The organism is Stenotrophomonas sepilia (genome assembly GCF_003244875.1).
GTDB lineage: Bacteria > Pseudomonadota > Gammaproteobacteria > Xanthomonadales > Xanthomonadaceae > Stenotrophomonas > Stenotrophomonas sepilia.
Genome location: NZ_LXXZ01000033.1, coordinates 25,604 through 43,570, shown reverse-complemented (window position 1 = coordinate 43,570; position 17,967 = coordinate 25,604). Strand labels below are relative to the sequence as shown.

Genomic DNA, 17,967 nt, shown 5'->3' with positions numbered 1-17,967 from the left:
CGTTCGTTGGGTTACCGGCGGGGATTCAGCACGTTGGTGAAATCAACGTCCTTGGCGACGTAGACATTCACCACGGTGCCCTGGTTGATGGTCACGGTCGGCGGGCGGCGCTCGCTGAGCGCCTCATTGGCAAGTCGCTCCATGGTGCGAGCGGTTGCACTCTCGTAGGGAGAGCGCACGGCAAAGCCGTTGCTGGCGACCGTTGTCGACTCTGGACCGTGCTCGGCTGCGGCGTACTTGAAGGCGTCTGCGATCAGGCTGATCATCAGCGCCGAGGCGATACGGCTGCCCCAGTGCGCACTGTACTGTCCAGGATGGCCTGCCCCGCCCAGGCCATCCGTGCCAGGGCTGGACATGGCCACGTCGATGCCGTTCGGGGTGGTGATGCGATCCCAGATCACTTCCACGCGCTTGCCGATCGGACCACCGCCGTAGGCGCCATAGATCTTGGAGCCCTTCGGCAGCAGCAGGTTACGGCCGTTGATGGAGTACACCGGCTCGGTCAGCAGGCACGAGGTGTAGCCGGCCACGTCGGTGATGATCCGCGTTTCCAGCACGCATCTCAGGTACGTGCCACGAACCAGCAGCGCGTCAGGGCTACGGATATAGGCGGCATTGGAGACATTTTCCACGTCGGGGCCACGGCGGACCTTCTGCGGCTGGGGCTGAGGATTTGCTGCTGCCTGCATGGCAGCGATCATCGCCTGGTTGTAGTCAGAGTTCTGGCTGCCGGACGACGCGCCCGCGTCACCACCCCCTACCCCGGAACCGCTGCCCATGCGCCGGTCCATCAACGTCGGCCCGCGATCTTCGTCTGGCTTGCTCGCCGACGGAAAACCGGGCATAGGCACTTCCTGCTGGGGCGCAGGCGGCAGCATCGGAATCGGATCGGCAACAGCCACCGGCGGCGCCGGATCAGCTGCGGTACCTACGCTCGGCAGCTGTGGTGTCGTCGCACGCGCCTCTTCCCGCGGCTTGTTCTGCTCGGTCGCATCATCCTGCCCCTTGCGGAACAGCAGGAAGCCCATTGCCATCAGCAACAGCACGATGCCACCGAGGAACAGCAGCGCCTTTCGGTTCAGCCGCTGCTCTTCGGCCGAGCGCAACTGCGGCGCGGCCGCATCCAGATCCGGCGCGGGCTCGGCCTGGGTCGTGCCGAAGTAGGGATTCGAAGGCGCGTCCGCGGCACCCTGTGCGCCGTACGGGCTCTGGCTCTCGTCGCGTCCGTTGTTCGGGTCGTTTCCGGGAGTGTTCTGCTGGCTCATTTCTTCACGTTCCTTCGCAGGCCGACGACGAAGTCGCCGTGGCGGATGACCAGGTACGGGTAGGTCCCGTGCACGATCAGCGTATTGCCTTCAACCGTGGTGTTGACCACGAAGTCTTCACCGTATTCCGTTTCACGACCAAACACCGCCGGGAAGATGCCGGTCTTGTACTCCGGCGAATTCGGCAGTTTCAGGTAGGTGAAACGACCATCGTCGTAGGCGTTGACCGGGATCAGCCACCCCATCTTCTTCGCCTTGCTGGTGGAATAGGAGTAGTTGAAGTTGTACTGCCGGTCCTTGGCCAGTTCCGAGCTCAACAACGGCTTGGCCTCTTCCTCGACCGCTTCCTGGGCGACGCCGAACACGGTGTCGTTCGGATAGACGAAGGCGATCTTGTACTGCACGCCCGCGCGACGAGCCTGTTCCAACTGGCGCCAGTCGGTGGCCACCACCTTCAGTTCGAAGATGTAGGAATGGGTCTCGGTGCGCACCATCATGTTGGTGTCGACGTCGACGTTCTTCGGCTTGAGGTAGAACACGTTCTCGCGACGGGTCAGTTCCCAGCCGCTGCTGAAGCCGGTGCTGTAGTCGAGGATCTTCTCGTTCGGGCTCAACTCGATCTGGGTGGTCAGGCCCAGGCCGGTTCGAACCGGATAGATGCGGTCCTTCTCGTACTCGTAGTGGTCAACCGCCTGCGCCATCGCCGCTGCTGAGAACAGCAACGACAACATCGACAGCAGCGCCAGCGCGCTTCCCCTGATATTTCGACTACTCATCGGTTGCTTGCTCCATCAGCAGTTCCGGTGGAATTGTTCTGCGCCGGCCTCATGGCCGGCTGTCCGGGCATAACCTGCCCCGGCATTGCTTGCCCCTGCACCGGCTGACCCGGCATGGGTTGACCCTGTACGGGCTGACCCGGCAGCGGCTGACCCGGTAACTGGCCGTTGGCCGGAGCCGCGACCGGTTGGCCGGTGGCCGGATCGATCATGGTGGCCGCAGCCGGATTGTTCGGATCGTAGACGCCCTGCCCCTGCTGCGCCGCCTGAGCGGCCTGCTGCGCCTGCGCCTGCATGGCGCCGTCATCCGGTACCGGCACACCACGCGAGTAGTCGTTGTCGACGCGGTACTCGGTGACCTGGAACGCCAGCGGGTTGAGGATGCGATCCTGCTCGGACAACGCCAGGTTCTGGTTGTACTCGAAGCGCATCGTCACTAGTTGGTTGTCAAGGTAGCTGGATGCTCCGGTCCGCTTGTCCAACAGGCTGCGCTGGATGCGCACCGACGCACCGCGGAAGCTGCCGTTCGGCTCAGCCCCCAACGGCGTGATGCTGAGGATCTTTACGCGAATGGCTTTTTCGCGGCCATACATCACAAACGGGTTCTGGGGGTTACTTCCCGCGTAGCGCATACGCATGCTCTGAGCAACCGGGCTGCTCGACATCACGAACACCAGCTCCCAGTCACGCAGGCCCATCACCGCCGAGTCATACGATTCGCGCGCGAGCACGTACTGGGCGACGTTGCTGCGATTGATCGCTTCGTTGGTGGTGATCGTCTCGCCCTGGAAGGTGCCACTCAGGCGCGCGACGGTCGCGGTACCCGTGTAGGCATCGGCCATCACCAGGAACGGCACCTTCTCCTTCAGCGGCAGCATGTAGTAGTAGCCGCCCGCCAGGGCGAGCGACATCAGCAACGAGCCTGTGGCGACCCACCATGCGCGCCGCTCGCTGCGGCGTGCCATGTCGGCCACGGTGATCTCGTAGCTGACCGCCTTGGCGACCGACTGCTCGACCTTGGGACTATTGCCGGGATCCTTCTTGCGGAACATGGATTCTTCCGTACTGCTGAAACATCAATGGGCGTGGCACCCCTGCGACAGGCGCGGGGAGCGGCACGTTCGATGATTTCGAGGTGGACTCAGGTGCCGCTGTTGGAATCAGCGCCCTGCGCCGACGCGGTCGGCGTCGAGCCAGCGCTCTGCACAACGATCTGGTTGCCAACGATGGAGACGGAGATGCCCTGCGCTGCATAGGCTGCGGTCAGATCGATCACGGCCTGCTGTGCGTTGGTGGTGTCGATGTTCGAGACCGCGCCATACAGGGTGAAATCCGAGCTGAGGCGGTAGTCCAGCGTGCGCCCGGAATCCTTGGCCCAACGCTCGAGCATGGCTTTGAGCGTGCCATCCATCGGCGAGGCCTGGTAGACGTAGCTGGAGTACAGCGGAATTTCGGTCGTCGTCGCAGCAAAGCGGTTGACCGGCTTCCAGCGGCCTCCGAAATCCGGAGCGGACTTGGTGGCGCAACCGGCCACCATCAGCGCCGCCACTGCGGCGATGGACATTTTCGCGATAAACGCCTGATTCATACGGGCTTCACTTTGACGTACGAAAAAGCAGTCCCGAGCATTGGTCCCCTGGTCGTCCGGCGCTGCATCGCGCACGCCGGAATCGGAGGGACACGCTGTGTGCAGCGCACCCACTCCGGCTCCCCTGCAGCCCAAAGGCTGCCAACCAGGTCGCGGGGCCATCGGCGCAGCCGACAACACATCCGCATACCTCACCAACGTCGAAAGCATCCTTGTTTCCATGGCACAAACTCCTGGCCACCCTGCTGCTACATCTTTGACATCCAGCACACACTTCTGGACGACAGACACAGGGTCGCACAACCACGCGTCAATTCCATGTCAGGCAAGTCTGAAAATCCATGAACAAATGCCAAATTCTTGACCGAAATCACGAATTCACATTCTTAACTTCGAATCAAATTCACAAATTAAGCGTCGTGAATTAGACGTTCAGCATCGGAACATCCACCTTCGGCAGCAGCCTCGAGGTGAAGTAGCGGTCCTTGTAGTAGCGGATCTTGTCGCACTTCACCGGATGCGGTATGCCCTCATACAGGAACACCTCCATGTCCGGCCCCATCGCCTTCAGCTCCTGCGGCAGCATCAGCGCGCGCCGTTCCTCGGTGAAGTTGTGGGTCTTCTCGCGGGCATGGGTGACGTTCTTCTTGCGCACCGTGGTGTAGCCCAGCATGTCCGAATAGTCATTGGCATCCTGCTGCTCACGCGGCGCGTACAGGATCTGCAGGGCATGGTTGGTGATGATGGTGCGTGACACTTCCCGGCCGTAGGTGGCGTCGAGCTGGGACATGCTCTGGATGATCGGCAGCAGGCGGATGTTGTAGCCGGCCATGTAGGACACCGCCGAGGCGATGATCTCGACTTTGCCGATCGAGGTGAATTCGTCCATCAGCAGCAGGCACTGGTACTTCAGGTCCGGGTTGGACTTGGGCAGTTCCTTGGTGTTGAGGTTGATCAGCTGGCTGAAGAACAGGTTGATGATCAGCCGGCTCTCGGCCAGCTTGTTCGGCTGGATGCCGATATAAATGGTCATCTTCTTCTTGCGGACATCGGTCAGCAGGAAGTCGTTGCAGCTGGTGGCCTTGTCCAGCACCGGATTGATCCAGGGATTGAGCGGTTCCTTGAAGGTGCCCAGGATCGAGGCGAAAGTCTCGTCAGCCTGGGACAGCATGTTGGCGAATGCCGAACGTGCGTTGGCGCTGAGGAACGGCCGCTCCGACAGGGTCTTGAGGTACTTCTTCAGGTCGGTGCCGTCGCCGGAGGACAGACGGTACACCGCACCGAGCGTGGGCGTGCCGGCGCCGCCCGGGAAACCGCTGCTGCGCTCGTCGTCCCAGTTCTCGAACAGGTACAGGGTGAAGGCCATGAACGCGTTGCGTGCCTGGCTGACCCAGAACTTCTGGTCCTCGGCCCCGTCCGGATACAGCATCGCGGCGATGCTCATCAGGTCCGAGACGCGGAAGGCCGGATCATCGGAGACGTAGCTGAGCGGGTTCCAGCGGTGCGTGCGCCGGTCCTCGGCGAAGGGATTGAACAGATAGATTTCCTGGCCCTGGCTGGCGCGCCAGCCACTGGTCAGGTCGAAGTTCTCCTGCTTGATGTCCAGCACCACCAGCGATTCGCCGTACTCCAGCAGGTTCGGGATGACCACGCCCACACCCTTGCCCGAGCGGGTCGGCGCGGCCAGGATCACGAACTGCTGGCCATCCAGGCGCACCAGCTTGCCGCCATGGCTGCCGACCACGATGCTCTGGCCGGTCTTCTTGAACATGCCGTGCTTGGCCAGGTCGGCGCCGGTGGCGAAGCGCGCATCGCCGTGCAGCGAGCGCTTGTCCTTCTTCAGCAGCAGCACCAGGCCGGCCACCAGCAGCACCAGCAGGGGCAGGCCGAAGCCCACGTAGCCAGCCCATTTGATCTTGCCCACGAAGGGCGCGACCTGCGGTTGGCCGATGGCGTGGACGTACTGGTAGTAGGTGTTCCAGGTGAACAGCTGGGTGTCCAGCCCCAGGAACAGCAGGGTCAGATAGCCGGAAAACACGAAACCGAGCAGCAGGGTCGCCAGCGTGATGATGGCGATGAGCAGATACTTCTTACTGGGCAACACCCGAATCCTCCATGATGCGCACGCGGCGCGACGGCCTAGCGGTGGCGCCAGCGCGACGCCTTCTTCCGCAGGTGGTTCTCGTTTTCCAGCCCGGGCTCCTCGCCCTCTTCACGCACCAATTGCAGCAAGCGTTGGCGCGCTTCGGCCAGTGATATCAGGTCGGTCAGACGATCCCCATCGTCGGCGACGACCGCATGGCCGACCACATCGCCGGGAGCGTACACCGGCTCGTAGGACACCGCTACCAGCTGATAGCGCCCACGGGTTTCCAGCACATGCCTGAATTCCTGCATCTCACTCCTCCTTGTCGGGGCAACACTGCGTCCCCTGCCTCGCCATCATGCCCGTGGCAGCGTCATGGGCGCATCCACAACCGCTGCGGCTCTTGCGCGAAACTGTGCGCGGATATCCAAGGAGACTGCAATGGACTGGGTAGCACTTGCCCGTACGCTGGCCACCGAGGCCCACGCGGGGCAGTTCGACAAGGCCGGCCAGCCTTATATCGGCCATGTGGCGCGGGTGGCGGCCGCCGTGCGCGGCGACGATGACGCCGAAGTGGTGGCCTGGCTGCATGACGTGGCCGAGGACTGCCCGGCGTTTGCCGCGCGGATCGAGGTATTTCCAGCGCCGCTGCGCGAGGCGGTGCAACTGCTCAACCGCGATGCAGCTCCTGACGCGGACAGCTACTACGCGCGCATTGCCGCCCACCCGCTTGCATTGAAAGTGAAGCGCGCCGATCTGGATGACAACGCCGATCCACAGCGGCTGGCGATGCTGGACGGGACCACGGCAGGGCGCCTTCGCGACAAATACGCTCATGCCCGGGCGGCGCTGGGCATCTGAGCCCGCCGCGAGGCGGCGCGGAGGGCCGGCGTGTCACCGATCAAACGCTGATTTACCCTGAGTGCTGCTGCTCCTGTTGCAGTGCAGCAGTACAATGGACGGCTCCCCCGCCCCATCGCGCCTCCGCATGAGCCCCAACTCTTCCCTGGCTGCGCGTCTGACGCCCCGCCAGCGCACCCTGATCATCCTCGCCCTGTCGCTGGGTGGATTTGCCATCGGCACCAGCGAATTCGCCAGCATGGGGCTGATGCTGGAGATCAGCCGCGGCCTGTCGATTTCCGAAACCCAGGTCGGGCACCTGATCAGCGCCTACGCCATCGGCGTGGTGGTCGGTGCCCCGATCCTCGCCTTCGTGGGTGCCAGCTTCCCGCGCCGCAAGCTGCTGTTGGCGCTGATGGGCTTCTACGCGATCGGCAACCTGGCCAGCGCGCTGGCACCGAATTACGGCACGATGCTGGTGGCACGCTTCGTCGCCGGCCTGCCGCATGGCGCCTACTTCGGCGTTGCGATGCTGGTGGCCGCTGCGATCAGCCCTGCCGGCCAGCGCGGCCAGGCGATGTCGCGGGTGCTGCTGGGCCTGTCGATCGCGATCCTGGTCGGCAATCCGTTGACCACCTGGCTGGGCCAGCAGTTGAGCTGGCGCACCGCCTTTGCCCTGGTCAGCGTGCTGGCCATTGCCACGGTGGCGATGATCGCGCGCTTCCTGCTGCCGGACCCGGACGAAGTGCGTACCTCGCCGATGCGCGAACTGCGCGCCTTCAACACTCCCCAGGTGTGGCTGGCGCTAGCGATCGGTGCGGTCGGCTTCGCCGGCATGTTCTGCGTGTTCACCTACCTCGCACCCACCCTCGTGCAGGTCACCGGCGTGGCCGAATCGTGGATGCCGCTGGCAGTAGGCGTGTTCGGCATCGGCGCGATCATCGGCAACATCGCCGGTGGCTGGCTGGTGGACAAGTTCCATTTCAAGGCCGCCGCCGTGGTGCTGCTGTGGTCGATCGTGATGCTGCTGCTGTATCCGCTGGCCGCACAGTCGGTGTGGACCATCGGCCCGATGATCATCACGGTCGGCACCATGGGTGCGCTGGCGGCGGTGCTGCAGACGCGACTGATGGATGTGGCCGGCGAAGCGCAGACGCTGGCGGCCGCCTCCAATCACGCCGCCTTCAATACCGCCAACGCACTCGGCCCGTGGCTGGGCGGCATGGCGATCAGCGCCGGCTTCAGCCCGGCCAGCACCGGCTATGTCGGTGCAGCCACCGCGATCGGCGGCCTGCTGCTGTGGTGCGCGGCGGTGATGCTGGACAGGAAGCGCAAGACCGTCGCCGCCGGCAACCACTGAAGAACGGGCGTCCAACCATCGCATCCACAGGTCAACCGTTCGACTGAGCCGGCTTCGTCGCGCTCCTGACGCGCGATGAACACATTTCGTGGATGTGCATTTGGGCACAGTGCAGCCGACGCCGTTTTCTCGGCCTGCACCGGACCCGCAATGCACCACCCTCGCGCCCCTGCCCGCCACGATGCCATCGCCTTGCAGGCCGGCATGCTGGGCAGCGTGCTGGGGGTGGCGTTGTCCAAGGCCATTGCCTTGTCCGCGTTGGCAGCCGGTTCGATGATGGGGATCGGGCTGTGGGTGGTGGCCTGTGCACTGCTGGCTGCGTGGGCGCTCGCAGCCTATCTGGCCTGCCTGGCGCTGAGCCGTCGTGTGTTCGTGCTGATGGTGGCGCTGTGCATGGTGCTGATGATCTGCATCGCCTGACCCAGCAGGGGCCGGACTATCGCGCATTTGTTACAGAATAACAAGTGCAACGGGTCCGATTGTGCATGCCCGGCGTCACGGATTTGAATTCCATGGCCATCCTGGCATTACCCGAGGCCATCCCATGAACCTGCAGCCTTCATTCCGCGCCACCCTCACTGCCATCGCTCTGGCGTCGCTCAGCGCCTGCGCCACCTACGACGACAGTGCCATGCATCCGGCCTGCCAGGAGTCACCCCATCTGAAGGATCTGCCACGCGAGGTCGCTGCCCGCGAGAGCCGTTGCAACAAGGGTGTGGAAGTGTGGTCGAGCGAGCGCGGCGGCAGTGACAAGCCGCTGGACCTGAGCGGAAAAAGAAAAAAAAGGATCTCTGAAATGGAGCGCTGCCGGTTGCCGCGGCTGTCTTGATCATGTCCATGCACCTGGCTGACTGGCCCATCACAACCGGCGCGCGACGATGGGGTCTCCCCACCCTGTCGAGATTCAGATGCCGGACACTGCCCACCCTGTCATTCGCGCGTTCGAGGCCGTGTTCGATCTGTCAGGGGGCGTGCAGCGCATCACCGCGCTCACGGTCACCTGCCGGCATTGCACATCGACCAGTTCGGCCAGTGAGGACAATCTGGTGCACTTGCCAGGTGGAGCATTGTTCCGCTGCGACGGGTGCGGCTGCCATCAACCGGTCAGCCATGCCCGGCTGTCGGACTGGCAACCGGCGTCGTTGCTGGGTATCTGAGGACCGCGACGTGGTAATGACTGTGGAACAGCGGAAAATACTCCAGGCCATCGCCGCTGCAGAACCGGTGCGCGGTGATGCCGCAACGTGGGCGGTGACCGCCGGATGGGCTGTACAGGCAGAGGACGGGGATATCGATCTCACCGAGGCTGGCCGGGATGCGCTCACCGCGCAGGCAGGTCGTGAGGGCTAGACCCGCCGCTCAGGCCAGCGTCGCCTCCCTTCGCGCTGCGTCGCGATAGCGGCAACCTGCGGAACAAAGGGCACATCGCTGCCACGTCGGCGGCGAAGTGGCGAGGTCTTTCATGTCGGCGGTGTGCAGAGCGTCATGACATGCGCTGGGCTATGCTGCGCCACCTTCCTGCGCCAATGGCGGCCATGCATCCTTTTCCCCTGCCAGTCTCTGCACCTGATCAGCTCGCTTACCGACTGCTGCAGGACAGTGACTGGGCCCGCTCGGCCACTGCCGCAAGCGCACCCGCCGAACTTCGCACGTTGCTGGCGATGATCCTGGATTCGCCAGAACCCCTGTGGCTTGCCTGGGGCAAGGAAGACAAGGCGTTCTTCTTCAATGATGCGTACCTGCCCATGCTGGGGGAAAAACTGCACGGCGCGATGGGCAATCGCCTGGAGGATGTCTGGGCGGACGTATGGCCAGACGTGGTTCAGGCCGTCAACGATGCCTTCGCCGGCACCAGCCGCAGTTTCAAGAACCTGCCACTGATGATGGATCGCGACGGCACGCTGCGTGAAACATTCTGGACGTTCTCCTATTCGCCGCTGCGCGTCGGCTGCGGCAGTGTGGCCGGCATCCTGTGCGTGGTCAGCGAACAGACCGAACGGGTGATCGAGCGCGACCTGCACAGCCGCCAGGTCGCGGCGATCACCGAGCAGGCGCGGGAGGCCCATCTGGAACTGGTGCGCGCCCGCGAGCAGCTGCGCCAGTCGCAGAAGCTGGAGGCGATCGGCCAGCTCACCAGCGGGGTGGCCCACGACTTCAACAACCTGCTGCAGGTCATCACCGGTTCGGTAGACATGCTCCTGCACACGTGGCCGGCAGACGACACCCGGCGCCGCTACATCCAGGCCATTGCAACAGCGTCGGACCGCGCCACCAAGCTGACCGCGCAACTGCTTGCATTCTCGCGTCGCCAGAGCCTGTCGCCGGAGGTCTTCGACCTCTGCGAAAGCGTGCACGCGCTCTCGGATATCATCACCACGGTACTTGGCGCGCGCATCCAGGTGTCGTTGACATTGCCCGATACACCGATGCCGGTACTGCTGGACCGGACCCAGCTGGACACTGCATTGATCAACATCGCGGTCAATGCCCGCGATGCGATCGAGGGACACGGCAGGGTGACCATCCAGGTGGAGCAGGTAACCGCCGTGCCTTCGGTGCGCTTCGCCGCGCCGATGAAGGGCGACTTTGCCGCAATCAGTGTGACCGACACCGGAGCGGGCATCGACCCTGCGGTGGTTGACCGCATTTTCGAGCCCTTCTTCACCACCAAGAGCGTGGGCGCTGGGACCGGACTCGGTCTCAGCCAGGTATTCGGCTTCGTCAAGCAGTCAGAAGGCGAGGTGGACGTGCAGAGCCAGGCCGGCGCCGGCACCCGCTTTACGCTGTACCTACCGCTGGCGCAGGCAGGAGAAACGACGGAACGGCCGGCGGCGCAATCGGGGCTGCAGCATGGGCATGGCGTCTGCGTGCTGGTGGTGGAAGACAACGTCGACGTGGCCGAATTTGCGGTGGGCGCCCTGCGCGAACTCGACTACAGCGTGGTCCTTGCACGCAATGCGGACGAGGCCCTGGCCGAGCTGGAACGGGATGCCTCGCGCTTCCATGTGGTGTTCAGCGACGTGGTAATGCCGGGCATGAACGGCCTGGATCTGGCCCGTGCCATCCGCGCCCGCTTCCCGGAGCTTCCGGTGATCCTCACCAGCGGCTACAGCGAATTGCTGGCGCGGGATCCTGGCCATGGCTTCACCCTGCTGCGCAAGCCGTACTCATTGAAGCAGCTGGCCTCGGTGATGACCGAGACCGCGCGCCGCGCGCTGGCTGTGGTGGCATCGCCCTAGCCGGTCGCTCCCCGCGGCGGACCGAACCAGCGTTCCAGCGAGGGCGCCAGCCCCGACGCATCGCCGCCGGCATCGCAGGCCCAGGCCACGATACCGTCAGGGCGGACCAGCAACGCACCCAGTCCCATCGCATCGCGCGCCGTGGATATCACGCAGGTAACCGAGCGTTGCCAGCGCGCAAAGATCGGGCCGAGTGAAACGCCGGTATCGAGCCCCAGCAGCACGCCCTTCCCTGCGCGCAGCAGCTCCCCCATGCGATCGCCATTGGCCAGCTGGACGTCAGGCACGCTTTGGCCAACCCACGGATGCTCGCCGTTGAACACCGCTGGTTGTGCCACGCCCCACAGCCGCTCAGCGAGATAGGTGGCACCGTCGCGGGTCGCGGCCAGGTCGGCGAAGACCGCCGCCAGCGCGCGCTGCCCTGGGCCTGGTCGCATCAACGCCACCTGCGCACGCGACCAGTCGAGCACCCGGGCGCCGATCGGATGACGCTCAGCCTGATAGCTGTCCAGCAGCGTCTCGGCGGCGTCGCCTCGCGCCACGGCGGCCAGCTTCCACCCCAGGTTCATCGCATCGCCGATGCCGAGATTCAGGCCCTGACCTCCCAGCGGCGAATGCATGTGCGCCGCATCACCAGCCAACAGCACGCGGCCGCTGCGATAGGCCGTGGCCTGGCGCGCGGCATCGGTCCATGTGGTGGCCAGATGCAACGCGGTGATCGTTGTCTGGCGCCCGGACACCCGCCGCAGCAACGCCTGGGAGGCGTGCAGGTCCAGTGGCCCGCGGTGGCCTGCGCCACCGTCGAAATCGGCCAGCGCCAGCACGCCCGGCGGGTTGAAATTGCACATGCCGTATTCGGTGAACTGACGCCCCGGGGTGAGCACCGACGGATCGGCCAGTTCAACCTGCAGCGTGTACCCGGTGAACTCGGGCGCCGTCCCTGCGAACTCGAAGCCGGAGTGCTTGCGTACCGTGCTGCGGGCGCCGTCGCAACCGACCAGCCATCGCCCCCGCATCAGCCCGCGAGCGGTCTGCACCTCCATCTGTGACTGGTGTGCGTGCACTGCCTGCACCGTACAGCCCCGCTCGATCTGCACACCCAGTGACACTGCGCGCTCGGCCAGCACCGCCTCCAGCGACTGCAGCTCCACCGCCATCTGGGTGGGTACCGGGGTCGGCAGGCGATCACGCCAGCGCCCGCCGTCCACGTCATCCAGGGCGAAAGGAATGCCGGCGAAGTGGCCTCCCAGCGGCCGCGGTTGCGCCAGCCAATGGGCGGTGCCGGGCGGCGGTGCGCCCTTGTCCGGCTTCAGCACCTGGCGGGCCGCGACCGCGTCCAGCAGGCCGCGCCGATCCAGCGCTTCCAGCGTGGGCGCGTTCAAGCCGCGCAGGCCAAAGGGCAGGCGCTTCAGGGCTGAATCGGGCGACTCAGCCTGCTCCAGCAGCAGGACCGAACAGCCGGCCTGGGCCAGCTCGCAGGACAGGAACAGGCCGACCGGGCCGGCCCCGGCAATGACAACGTCGTACAGCATCAGGATCCCCGCTCTGCGCCGGCCCGGCGCTCTCGTGCGCACAATGTTACACTCGGTGTACGTTTACACAAGCCAACCGCCATGACCCCGCCCCAAGGCCGTCGCGAGCAACGCAAGGCACAGACCCGACAGGCAATTTCCGATGTCGCCACCGCGCTGATCATCCGGCGTGGCTTCGAGGCGGTGTCGATGTCCGAGATCGCCGAGGCCGCCGGAGTCTCGCGCAAGACGGTCTTCAACTATTTCGCCAGCAAGGAGGACCTGGTATTCGACCGCGACGAGGAGGCGCGGGCGTTGCTGCGCGAGGGCATGGCGGCGCGCCGCGGCATGACGCCGCTGGCCGCCTTCCAGTCTCTGGTGAGGGAGCTGCTCGACAGCGGCCATCCCCTGTTGCGGATCAATGCCGGTGCAGCGGCCTTCTGGGCCACCGTGGCCGACAGTCCGGTGCTGGTGGCGCACGCGCGACGGCTGCAGGCACTGCTGGCCGACGACCTCACGCTGTTGATGGCAAGCGCGGTCGGGCGGCCAGCGGATGATGCCGAGGCACGCCTGGGTGCGGCGATGCTGCTGGCGTCGATGGTGGCGGCCTATCAGGGAGGACTGGCCAGCCAGCAGGAGGGTGAGGATCCGCGCCAGGCGATGCTGCAGCTGATCGTGCGCGGCGGGACCGGCGTGCTGGTGGCCCTGGCCGGCACTCCGTATACCGACCCGGGCCCGCGTCCATAGTGCATCCGGGAGATAGGCCTCGAAGCGCTGCAAATGCTAATCTTTCTCATTTGCAGCCCAGCCTCGTCCCTCATGCCCCTTCCAACCCCGCTCAAGCACGCCCTCTGCCTGGCGCTGCCTCTTGCCCTGGCTACACCTGCACTGGCTTCCGAGACCTCCGCTGACGCCCCGAAGGACCTGGACAAAGTGGAAGTCCGCGGCCGCGCGCAGACCCTGTATCGCACCAACGATGCGGCCGTCGGCACCCGCACCGATACCCCGCTGGAACTGGTACCGCAGTCGATCCAGGTCGTGCCGCGCGAGCTGATCGACGACCAGGCGGCGCGCCAGGTCACCGATCTTTACCGCAGCATCAGCGGCATCAGCTTCTTCAGCTATGCCGGCGTCACGCTGCGCGGTTTCCGCCAGGAGAACGTGCTCTACGACGGTCTGCGCGGCGATCCGTATGCAGGCTTCTCGGTGCCGCAGCTGTTCAACATCGAACGCGTGGAAGTGCTGAAGGGCCCGGCCGGTGCGCTGTACGGCGGTGGTGATGCGGGCGGCATCATCAACTATGTGACGCGCAAGCCCAAGGCGCGCGCCGAACACCGCATCGAGCTGCAGGCAGGCGACAAGGACTTCCGCGCCGGGTCGATCGAAGGCACCGGCCCGCTGAATGCCAGCGGCAGCATTCGCTATCGCGCCGGCCTCTATGCCGACAGCGAGCAGGGCGTACGCTGGAATTCCGACAGCGAAAGCGTGATCGGCGATACATCGCTGGCCTTCGACGTTGGCCAGACCGGCGAACTGGTGCTGCAGTTCACCGACATCACCCAGAACCTGGGCGGCAACCGCCTGCGCGGTGTGCCAGTGAACGATGCCGGCACCTTCCTGACCGACCGGCGATGGAACCACAACGAGGCCAGTGATTTCCTCGACATGCGCGCCAGGGTTGCATTGGCGCAGTATCGCTTCGCACCGCTCGATACGCTGGACGTGGACATTGCTGCGCGCTGGTTCAGCAACAACGAGCACCAGATGTACCACGAGCCGATGGGGCTGATTGATCGTGACCGCGACGGCGTGGCCGAGTGGATGACGCGCCAGCTGCGCAACCAGATCCGCGACAACGAGGCCTTCACCGCCAGCGGCAATGCCGTATGGCGGATCAATACCGGCCGCGTCGAACACAAGGTGCTGTTCGGCGCCGACATGTACCAGCTCGACGCCGACTTCACGGCGCAGACCGCCAACAGTGCCGACCTGGCACGCGGCACCGGCCCGGTGCGCGGCATCGACCTGTTCAACCCGGTCTATGGCGTGAGCACCTGGCATGACTACAACCTGGCCGCCCTGCCCTGGCGCAGCACCGCCACCCGCAGCAAGCGCTACGGCGGCTATCTGCAGGATGAGCTGGCGCTGGGCACGCGCTGGCACGTGTTGGCCGGACTGCGCTGGGATGGCTTCAAGGATGAGGACCGCATGGGTGGCGGCAGCGTGGATGGCAACGATCTCAGCTGGCGCCTGGGCAGTACCTTTACCGTCCGGGACGGCGTGAACCTGTATGCCAACATCGCCAGCGGCTTCGTGCCGCAGAGTGCCACCAACCAGAACCCGGCGGCCGGCGGACCGTTCGACGCTGAGCGCAGCAGGCAATGGGAAGTCGGCCTGAAGTCCCTGCTGGCCGACCGTGTGACCCTGAACATGGCGGCCTACCGCATCGACCGCAGCAACATCGTGCAGGCCACCGGTGAAGTACGGGACGGCGTGAACCAGCTGGCCGCGCTGGGCCTGGTACGCAGTACGGGCATGGAACTGGACCTGCTGGCCGACGTGACCGAGCGCTGGGTGGTGAACCTGACCTACGCCTACAACGACGCACGGGTGAAGGACGCCGGACCGAACGGCATCACCAATGCCTCCGGCGACCGCTTCGCGAATGCGCCACGCAACAAGCTCGGCCTGTGGACGCGCTACGACCTGCCTTCGATCAACTCGGCAATCGGCTTCGGCGCCGACCATGTGGGCGAGCGTGTCAGCCTGGATGGGCAGACGGTCAAGGCATACACGGTATTCGACATGAGCTGGAAGACCACGTGGAAGCAGTGGCAGTTCCAGGCCAACGTCAAGAACCTGTTCGACAAGGTGTACGCGGCCAGCGGCTTCATCGAGCGCAACGGGCATTTCCCGGGCGAGCCGCGGCGGGTGTATGTGCAGGCGGCTTACAGCTTCTGACGAGCCGCTCCTGTGGCGCCGTGCCCACGCCCGGCTCGGCGCTCGCCTGGTCACCCCATGCGTATCGCGTGACTTTCGCGCGCCTGCACATCGATATCCTGCTGGCGCTGCATGGCCGCCTGCTGGCGCTCAAGGCTGGCAGCTTCGATCTGCTGCAGTGATTGTTCAACCGGCATCTGCACCGCAACATCGGTAGGTATGACGGCTCGCAGATGCGCGGGATCGCTCATCTCGCCCTGCACCACGAACACGTTGCGGCCGGCCGGATGCTCGGCGGTCTGCGCGCTCAGCAGGACATGGTCCGCCCGTTCAAGCTGGTTGCGACGGGCCAATGCCATCACGCTCGCCACCAAGCGCTCGCTGTTCTCATCGTGGGTACGTCCCGCGCTGGCATCGATCGCGGCCACGCCTTCGCGCACCTGCTGCATCAGTGCGTAGTCGCGGTGGCCCGGACCAATGTCGGCCAGGCGGGTCGGTGCCTGCGAGGGATCCGGCACGTCGTCCACGGCGGCGGTCAGCGGGCTGCGGGTGATGGTCCGGTACGGGTCGTCCGGGTGGAACTGGGTGCGTTTTTCCTGGCGCTCCAGACGGACCTCGCGCGTGTCGTTGAGTTCGGCGATGCGTGCGGGGTCGGTGATCTCCCGCATCGAGATGTGGCCGCCGCCCGCGCTGACACTGGCCCACTTCCTGTCCGCTTCGAAGTACATCGCGTAGTAGCTGTTGCCACCGATGACGTTCGGATCGACTGCTGAGCGGCCCTCCAGCGCCTGGGTGGCTTCCAGCACGCTCAACCGGGTGAGGTACTGGCCGCCCTTCACCCATCCCATCTGGCTGACGGCATCGACACTGGTGTTGCCTACGCGCGGGCCTCCGGCGTAGTCATTGTTGAGCATGTTGGTCCAGATCTGTTCCAGCTTCTCGGGGCCGCTCTTCTGCTCAGCCGCTTGCAGCAACACGCGCGGCGTCCAGCAGTTAGGATCAAGTTCATGCCGTTCAAATGCCCGGTCGTGAGCCAGCATTACATCCTTGCCGGGGAGATTCAGTGCCAGGTCTGGACGGCGCTCGTTCATCCACTGCTGCCGCAACTCAAGATCTCTTTCGAGCAGGGTCTGCCCAAAGGACTCCCATTGCCGCTCCGTCAACTGTGCATTTGAAAACCGGGATCCCTCGTCCTGCTGGGTCTTTGCGTAGCTTTGTGCATACGCGTTCGCGACGCGTCCCGGCAGGCTGTCATTGCGTACAACACCCAGTGCCAGTGTCCCGTATCCATCGGCTCCCGGCAGTTGCGACAGGTAGTTCCAGTAAAGCTCGCGGTTGCCGTCTCTGGCATAGCTGCCAAGGACGCTCAGATCGCGTTCTGTCAATCCACTCATACCCTGCCCCTTCTCTTCCTTGAATCACCGATCACTTGGACCGGGTGCGCGCGATGACGTCCCTGACGGCCTCTTCCATGCGCTTCCAGTCTTTCAGAAACGCTCTCTTGTAGTCCAGGCTGACGGACAGCTTGTTGTCGATGTCCACGAAGTAATGAACGCAGCCCGCGGCCACTTCCCCTGGCTCACTGATCACCTCGCGCCCCTCCAGCCGCACGCCGTCGCCTCGGAATTCCTCGCCGTCACATTTGATGAATGAGCTGATCCGGCCGTCGCTCTGACGTGCGATGTACCAGTCTCTTTCGTAGGCGGGATTGCGCACAGGCGGCTTCCCGTACCGCGCCTCATACTTCTTCGCGTACACCACCATCTTCGCTTCATCGATTGCATGGGGCGTCAGGCCCAAGGTTTCCGGCTGCGCAACGCGTTGATCGAGACGGTCCCTGGGATCCTCCCTTTCCACAGAGCCCTCCTCCGTGATGGCTTCATTTGACGACAGCCTTGAAAGCAGTGTTTCAACGGGAACGCGATCAACATAGTTGATCCGGATGGGAATCTCCTTCCGGAAATCATTCGTACGCGGATTGGCCCGCGCACCCGGCGCCGTCGGCTTCATGTCCGGCCACTCGATGACCAGCGTTACGCCCTCGCCTGGCCATGGTGCGATCTGGCTGTCCAGGTAGTTGGCCGGAATGCGGAAGGTATTCGGCCCGAGCTTCACGTCCACGGGCGCATCGGTATAGGTGTGGCCGTTGATCGTGCGGCCGGTCTGCGTTGCGCCGGACATGGCGGGATTCCTTTCGTGTTCGGTGGACGGTGACCGTGCACATGCGCTGGCGCTCACCGCGACGGCAAGTGCAAGCGTCAGGCAACGGCCGGGGGACATCACGTGCATGGGCATTCCATTGCGGGGTTCCAGCGCCACTATAGGGAACCGGGCGTCAACGGAACAGGAACCGCGTCGCAGC

General features: G+C 64.7%; 17 protein-coding genes. 8 read left to right on the top strand and 9 right to left on the bottom strand.

From position 1 onward, the window contains the following. Positions 1–11: 11 nt before the first annotated feature. The 6 genes from A7X97_RS05205 to A7X97_RS05180 form a co-directional block, all read right to left on the bottom strand. Positions 12–1,265, bottom strand: a complete 1,254-nt coding sequence (locus A7X97_RS05205) for a TrbI/VirB10 family protein (RefSeq protein ID WP_005417235.1) — start codon at positions 1,263–1,265, stop codon at positions 12–14. Further along, on the bottom strand, positions 1,262–2,041 hold the full coding sequence (locus tag A7X97_RS05200; protein WP_032954280.1) for a TrbG/VirB9 family P-type conjugative transfer protein: 780 nt from the start codon (positions 2,039–2,041) through the stop codon (positions 1,262–1,264). Before A7X97_RS05200 ends, A7X97_RS05205 begins: the two co-directional genes overlap by 4 nt. Further along, positions 2,038–3,093: a VirB8 family type IV secretion system protein gene (locus A7X97_RS05195; RefSeq protein ID WP_088497915.1), complete on the bottom strand. Its 1,056-nt coding sequence runs from the start codon at positions 3,091–3,093 to the stop codon at positions 2,038–2,040. The genes A7X97_RS05200 and A7X97_RS05195 overlap by 4 nt, the downstream gene beginning before the upstream one ends. Positions 3,094–3,182: 89 nt before the next feature. Then, a complete protein-coding gene (locus A7X97_RS05190) occupies positions 3,183–3,629 on the bottom strand; it encodes a hypothetical protein (RefSeq protein WP_032954281.1) in 447 nt (148 codons plus the stop codon). A gap of 424 nt (positions 3,630–4,053) precedes the next feature. Beyond that, entirely contained in the window at positions 4,054–5,733 is a 1,680-nt protein-coding gene (locus A7X97_RS05185) for a type IV secretory system conjugative DNA transfer family protein (RefSeq protein ID WP_061480696.1), read from the bottom strand. Between the two features lie 35 nt (positions 5,734–5,768). Next, the gene (locus A7X97_RS05180; protein ID WP_005417248.1) at positions 5,769–6,026 is read right to left on the bottom strand and encodes a hypothetical protein; all 258 of its coding nucleotides are present in this window, start codon (positions 6,024–6,026) and stop codon (positions 5,769–5,771) included. 130 nt (positions 6,027–6,156) lie between these two features. Between A7X97_RS05180 and A7X97_RS05175 the strand changes: the two genes are divergently transcribed. From A7X97_RS05175 to A7X97_RS05150, 6 genes are all read left to right on the top strand, one after another. Then, on the top strand, positions 6,157–6,576 hold the full coding sequence (locus tag A7X97_RS05175; protein ID WP_005417250.1) for an HD domain-containing protein: 420 nt from the start codon (positions 6,157–6,159) through the stop codon (positions 6,574–6,576). 127 nt (positions 6,577–6,703) lie between these two features. Next, on the top strand, positions 6,704–7,915 hold the full coding sequence (locus tag A7X97_RS05170) for an MFS transporter (protein WP_088497914.1): 1,212 nt from the start codon (positions 6,704–6,706) through the stop codon (positions 7,913–7,915). A gap of 150 nt (positions 7,916–8,065) precedes the next feature. Next, positions 8,066–8,335 carry a hypothetical protein gene (locus tag A7X97_RS05165; RefSeq protein WP_072168098.1) on the top strand — a complete coding sequence of 90 codons (270 nt, stop codon included), beginning with the start codon at positions 8,066–8,068 and terminating at the stop codon, positions 8,333–8,335. 124 nt (positions 8,336–8,459) lie between these two features. Next, the gene (locus A7X97_RS05160) at positions 8,460–8,744 is read left to right on the top strand and encodes a hypothetical protein (protein ID WP_088497913.1); all 285 of its coding nucleotides are present in this window, start codon (positions 8,460–8,462) and stop codon (positions 8,742–8,744) included. 79 nt (positions 8,745–8,823) lie between these two features. Further along, complete coding sequence (locus A7X97_RS05155) at positions 8,824–9,072, top strand: hypothetical protein (RefSeq protein WP_005417258.1); 249 nt, start codon at positions 8,824–8,826, stop codon at positions 9,070–9,072. 378 nt (positions 9,073–9,450) lie between these two features. Further along, complete coding sequence (locus A7X97_RS05150) at positions 9,451–11,154, top strand: hybrid sensor histidine kinase/response regulator (RefSeq protein ID WP_111007678.1); 1,704 nt, start codon at positions 9,451–9,453, stop codon at positions 11,152–11,154. Here the strand turns inward: A7X97_RS05150 and A7X97_RS05145 are convergent. Beyond that, positions 11,151–12,686, bottom strand: coding sequence for an FAD-dependent monooxygenase (locus A7X97_RS05145; RefSeq protein ID WP_088497912.1), 1,536 nt, complete (start codon positions 12,684–12,686; stop codon positions 11,151–11,153). The two genes, A7X97_RS05150 and A7X97_RS05145, sit on opposite strands and share 4 nt — an antisense overlap. Positions 12,687–12,767: 81 nt before the next feature. On the opposite strand from A7X97_RS05145, the gene A7X97_RS05140 reads away from it, so the two are divergent. Continuing rightward, positions 12,768–13,412, top strand: a complete 645-nt coding sequence (locus tag A7X97_RS05140; protein WP_072168101.1) for a TetR/AcrR family transcriptional regulator — start codon at positions 12,768–12,770, stop codon at positions 13,410–13,412. A gap of 72 nt (positions 13,413–13,484) precedes the next feature. Continuing rightward, positions 13,485–15,626 carry a TonB-dependent siderophore receptor gene (locus tag A7X97_RS05135; protein ID WP_088497911.1) on the top strand — a complete coding sequence of 714 codons (2,142 nt, stop codon included), beginning with the start codon at positions 13,485–13,487 and terminating at the stop codon, positions 15,624–15,626. A 50-nt stretch (positions 15,627–15,676) separates the two neighbouring features. On the opposite strand, the gene A7X97_RS05130 is transcribed toward A7X97_RS05135, so the two are convergent. Together A7X97_RS05130 and A7X97_RS05125 are read right to left on the bottom strand one after the other, a co-directional pair. After that, positions 15,677–16,999: a Smlt3024 family type IV secretion system effector gene (locus A7X97_RS05130; RefSeq protein ID WP_111007672.1), complete on the bottom strand. Its 1,323-nt coding sequence runs from the start codon at positions 16,997–16,999 to the stop codon at positions 15,677–15,679. 31 nt (positions 17,000–17,030) lie between these two features. After that, complete coding sequence (locus A7X97_RS05125) at positions 17,031–17,894, bottom strand: Smlt3025 familytype IV secretion system inhibitor (RefSeq protein WP_072168103.1); 864 nt, start codon at positions 17,892–17,894, stop codon at positions 17,031–17,033. Between the last annotated feature and the right edge of the window lie 73 nt (positions 17,895–17,967).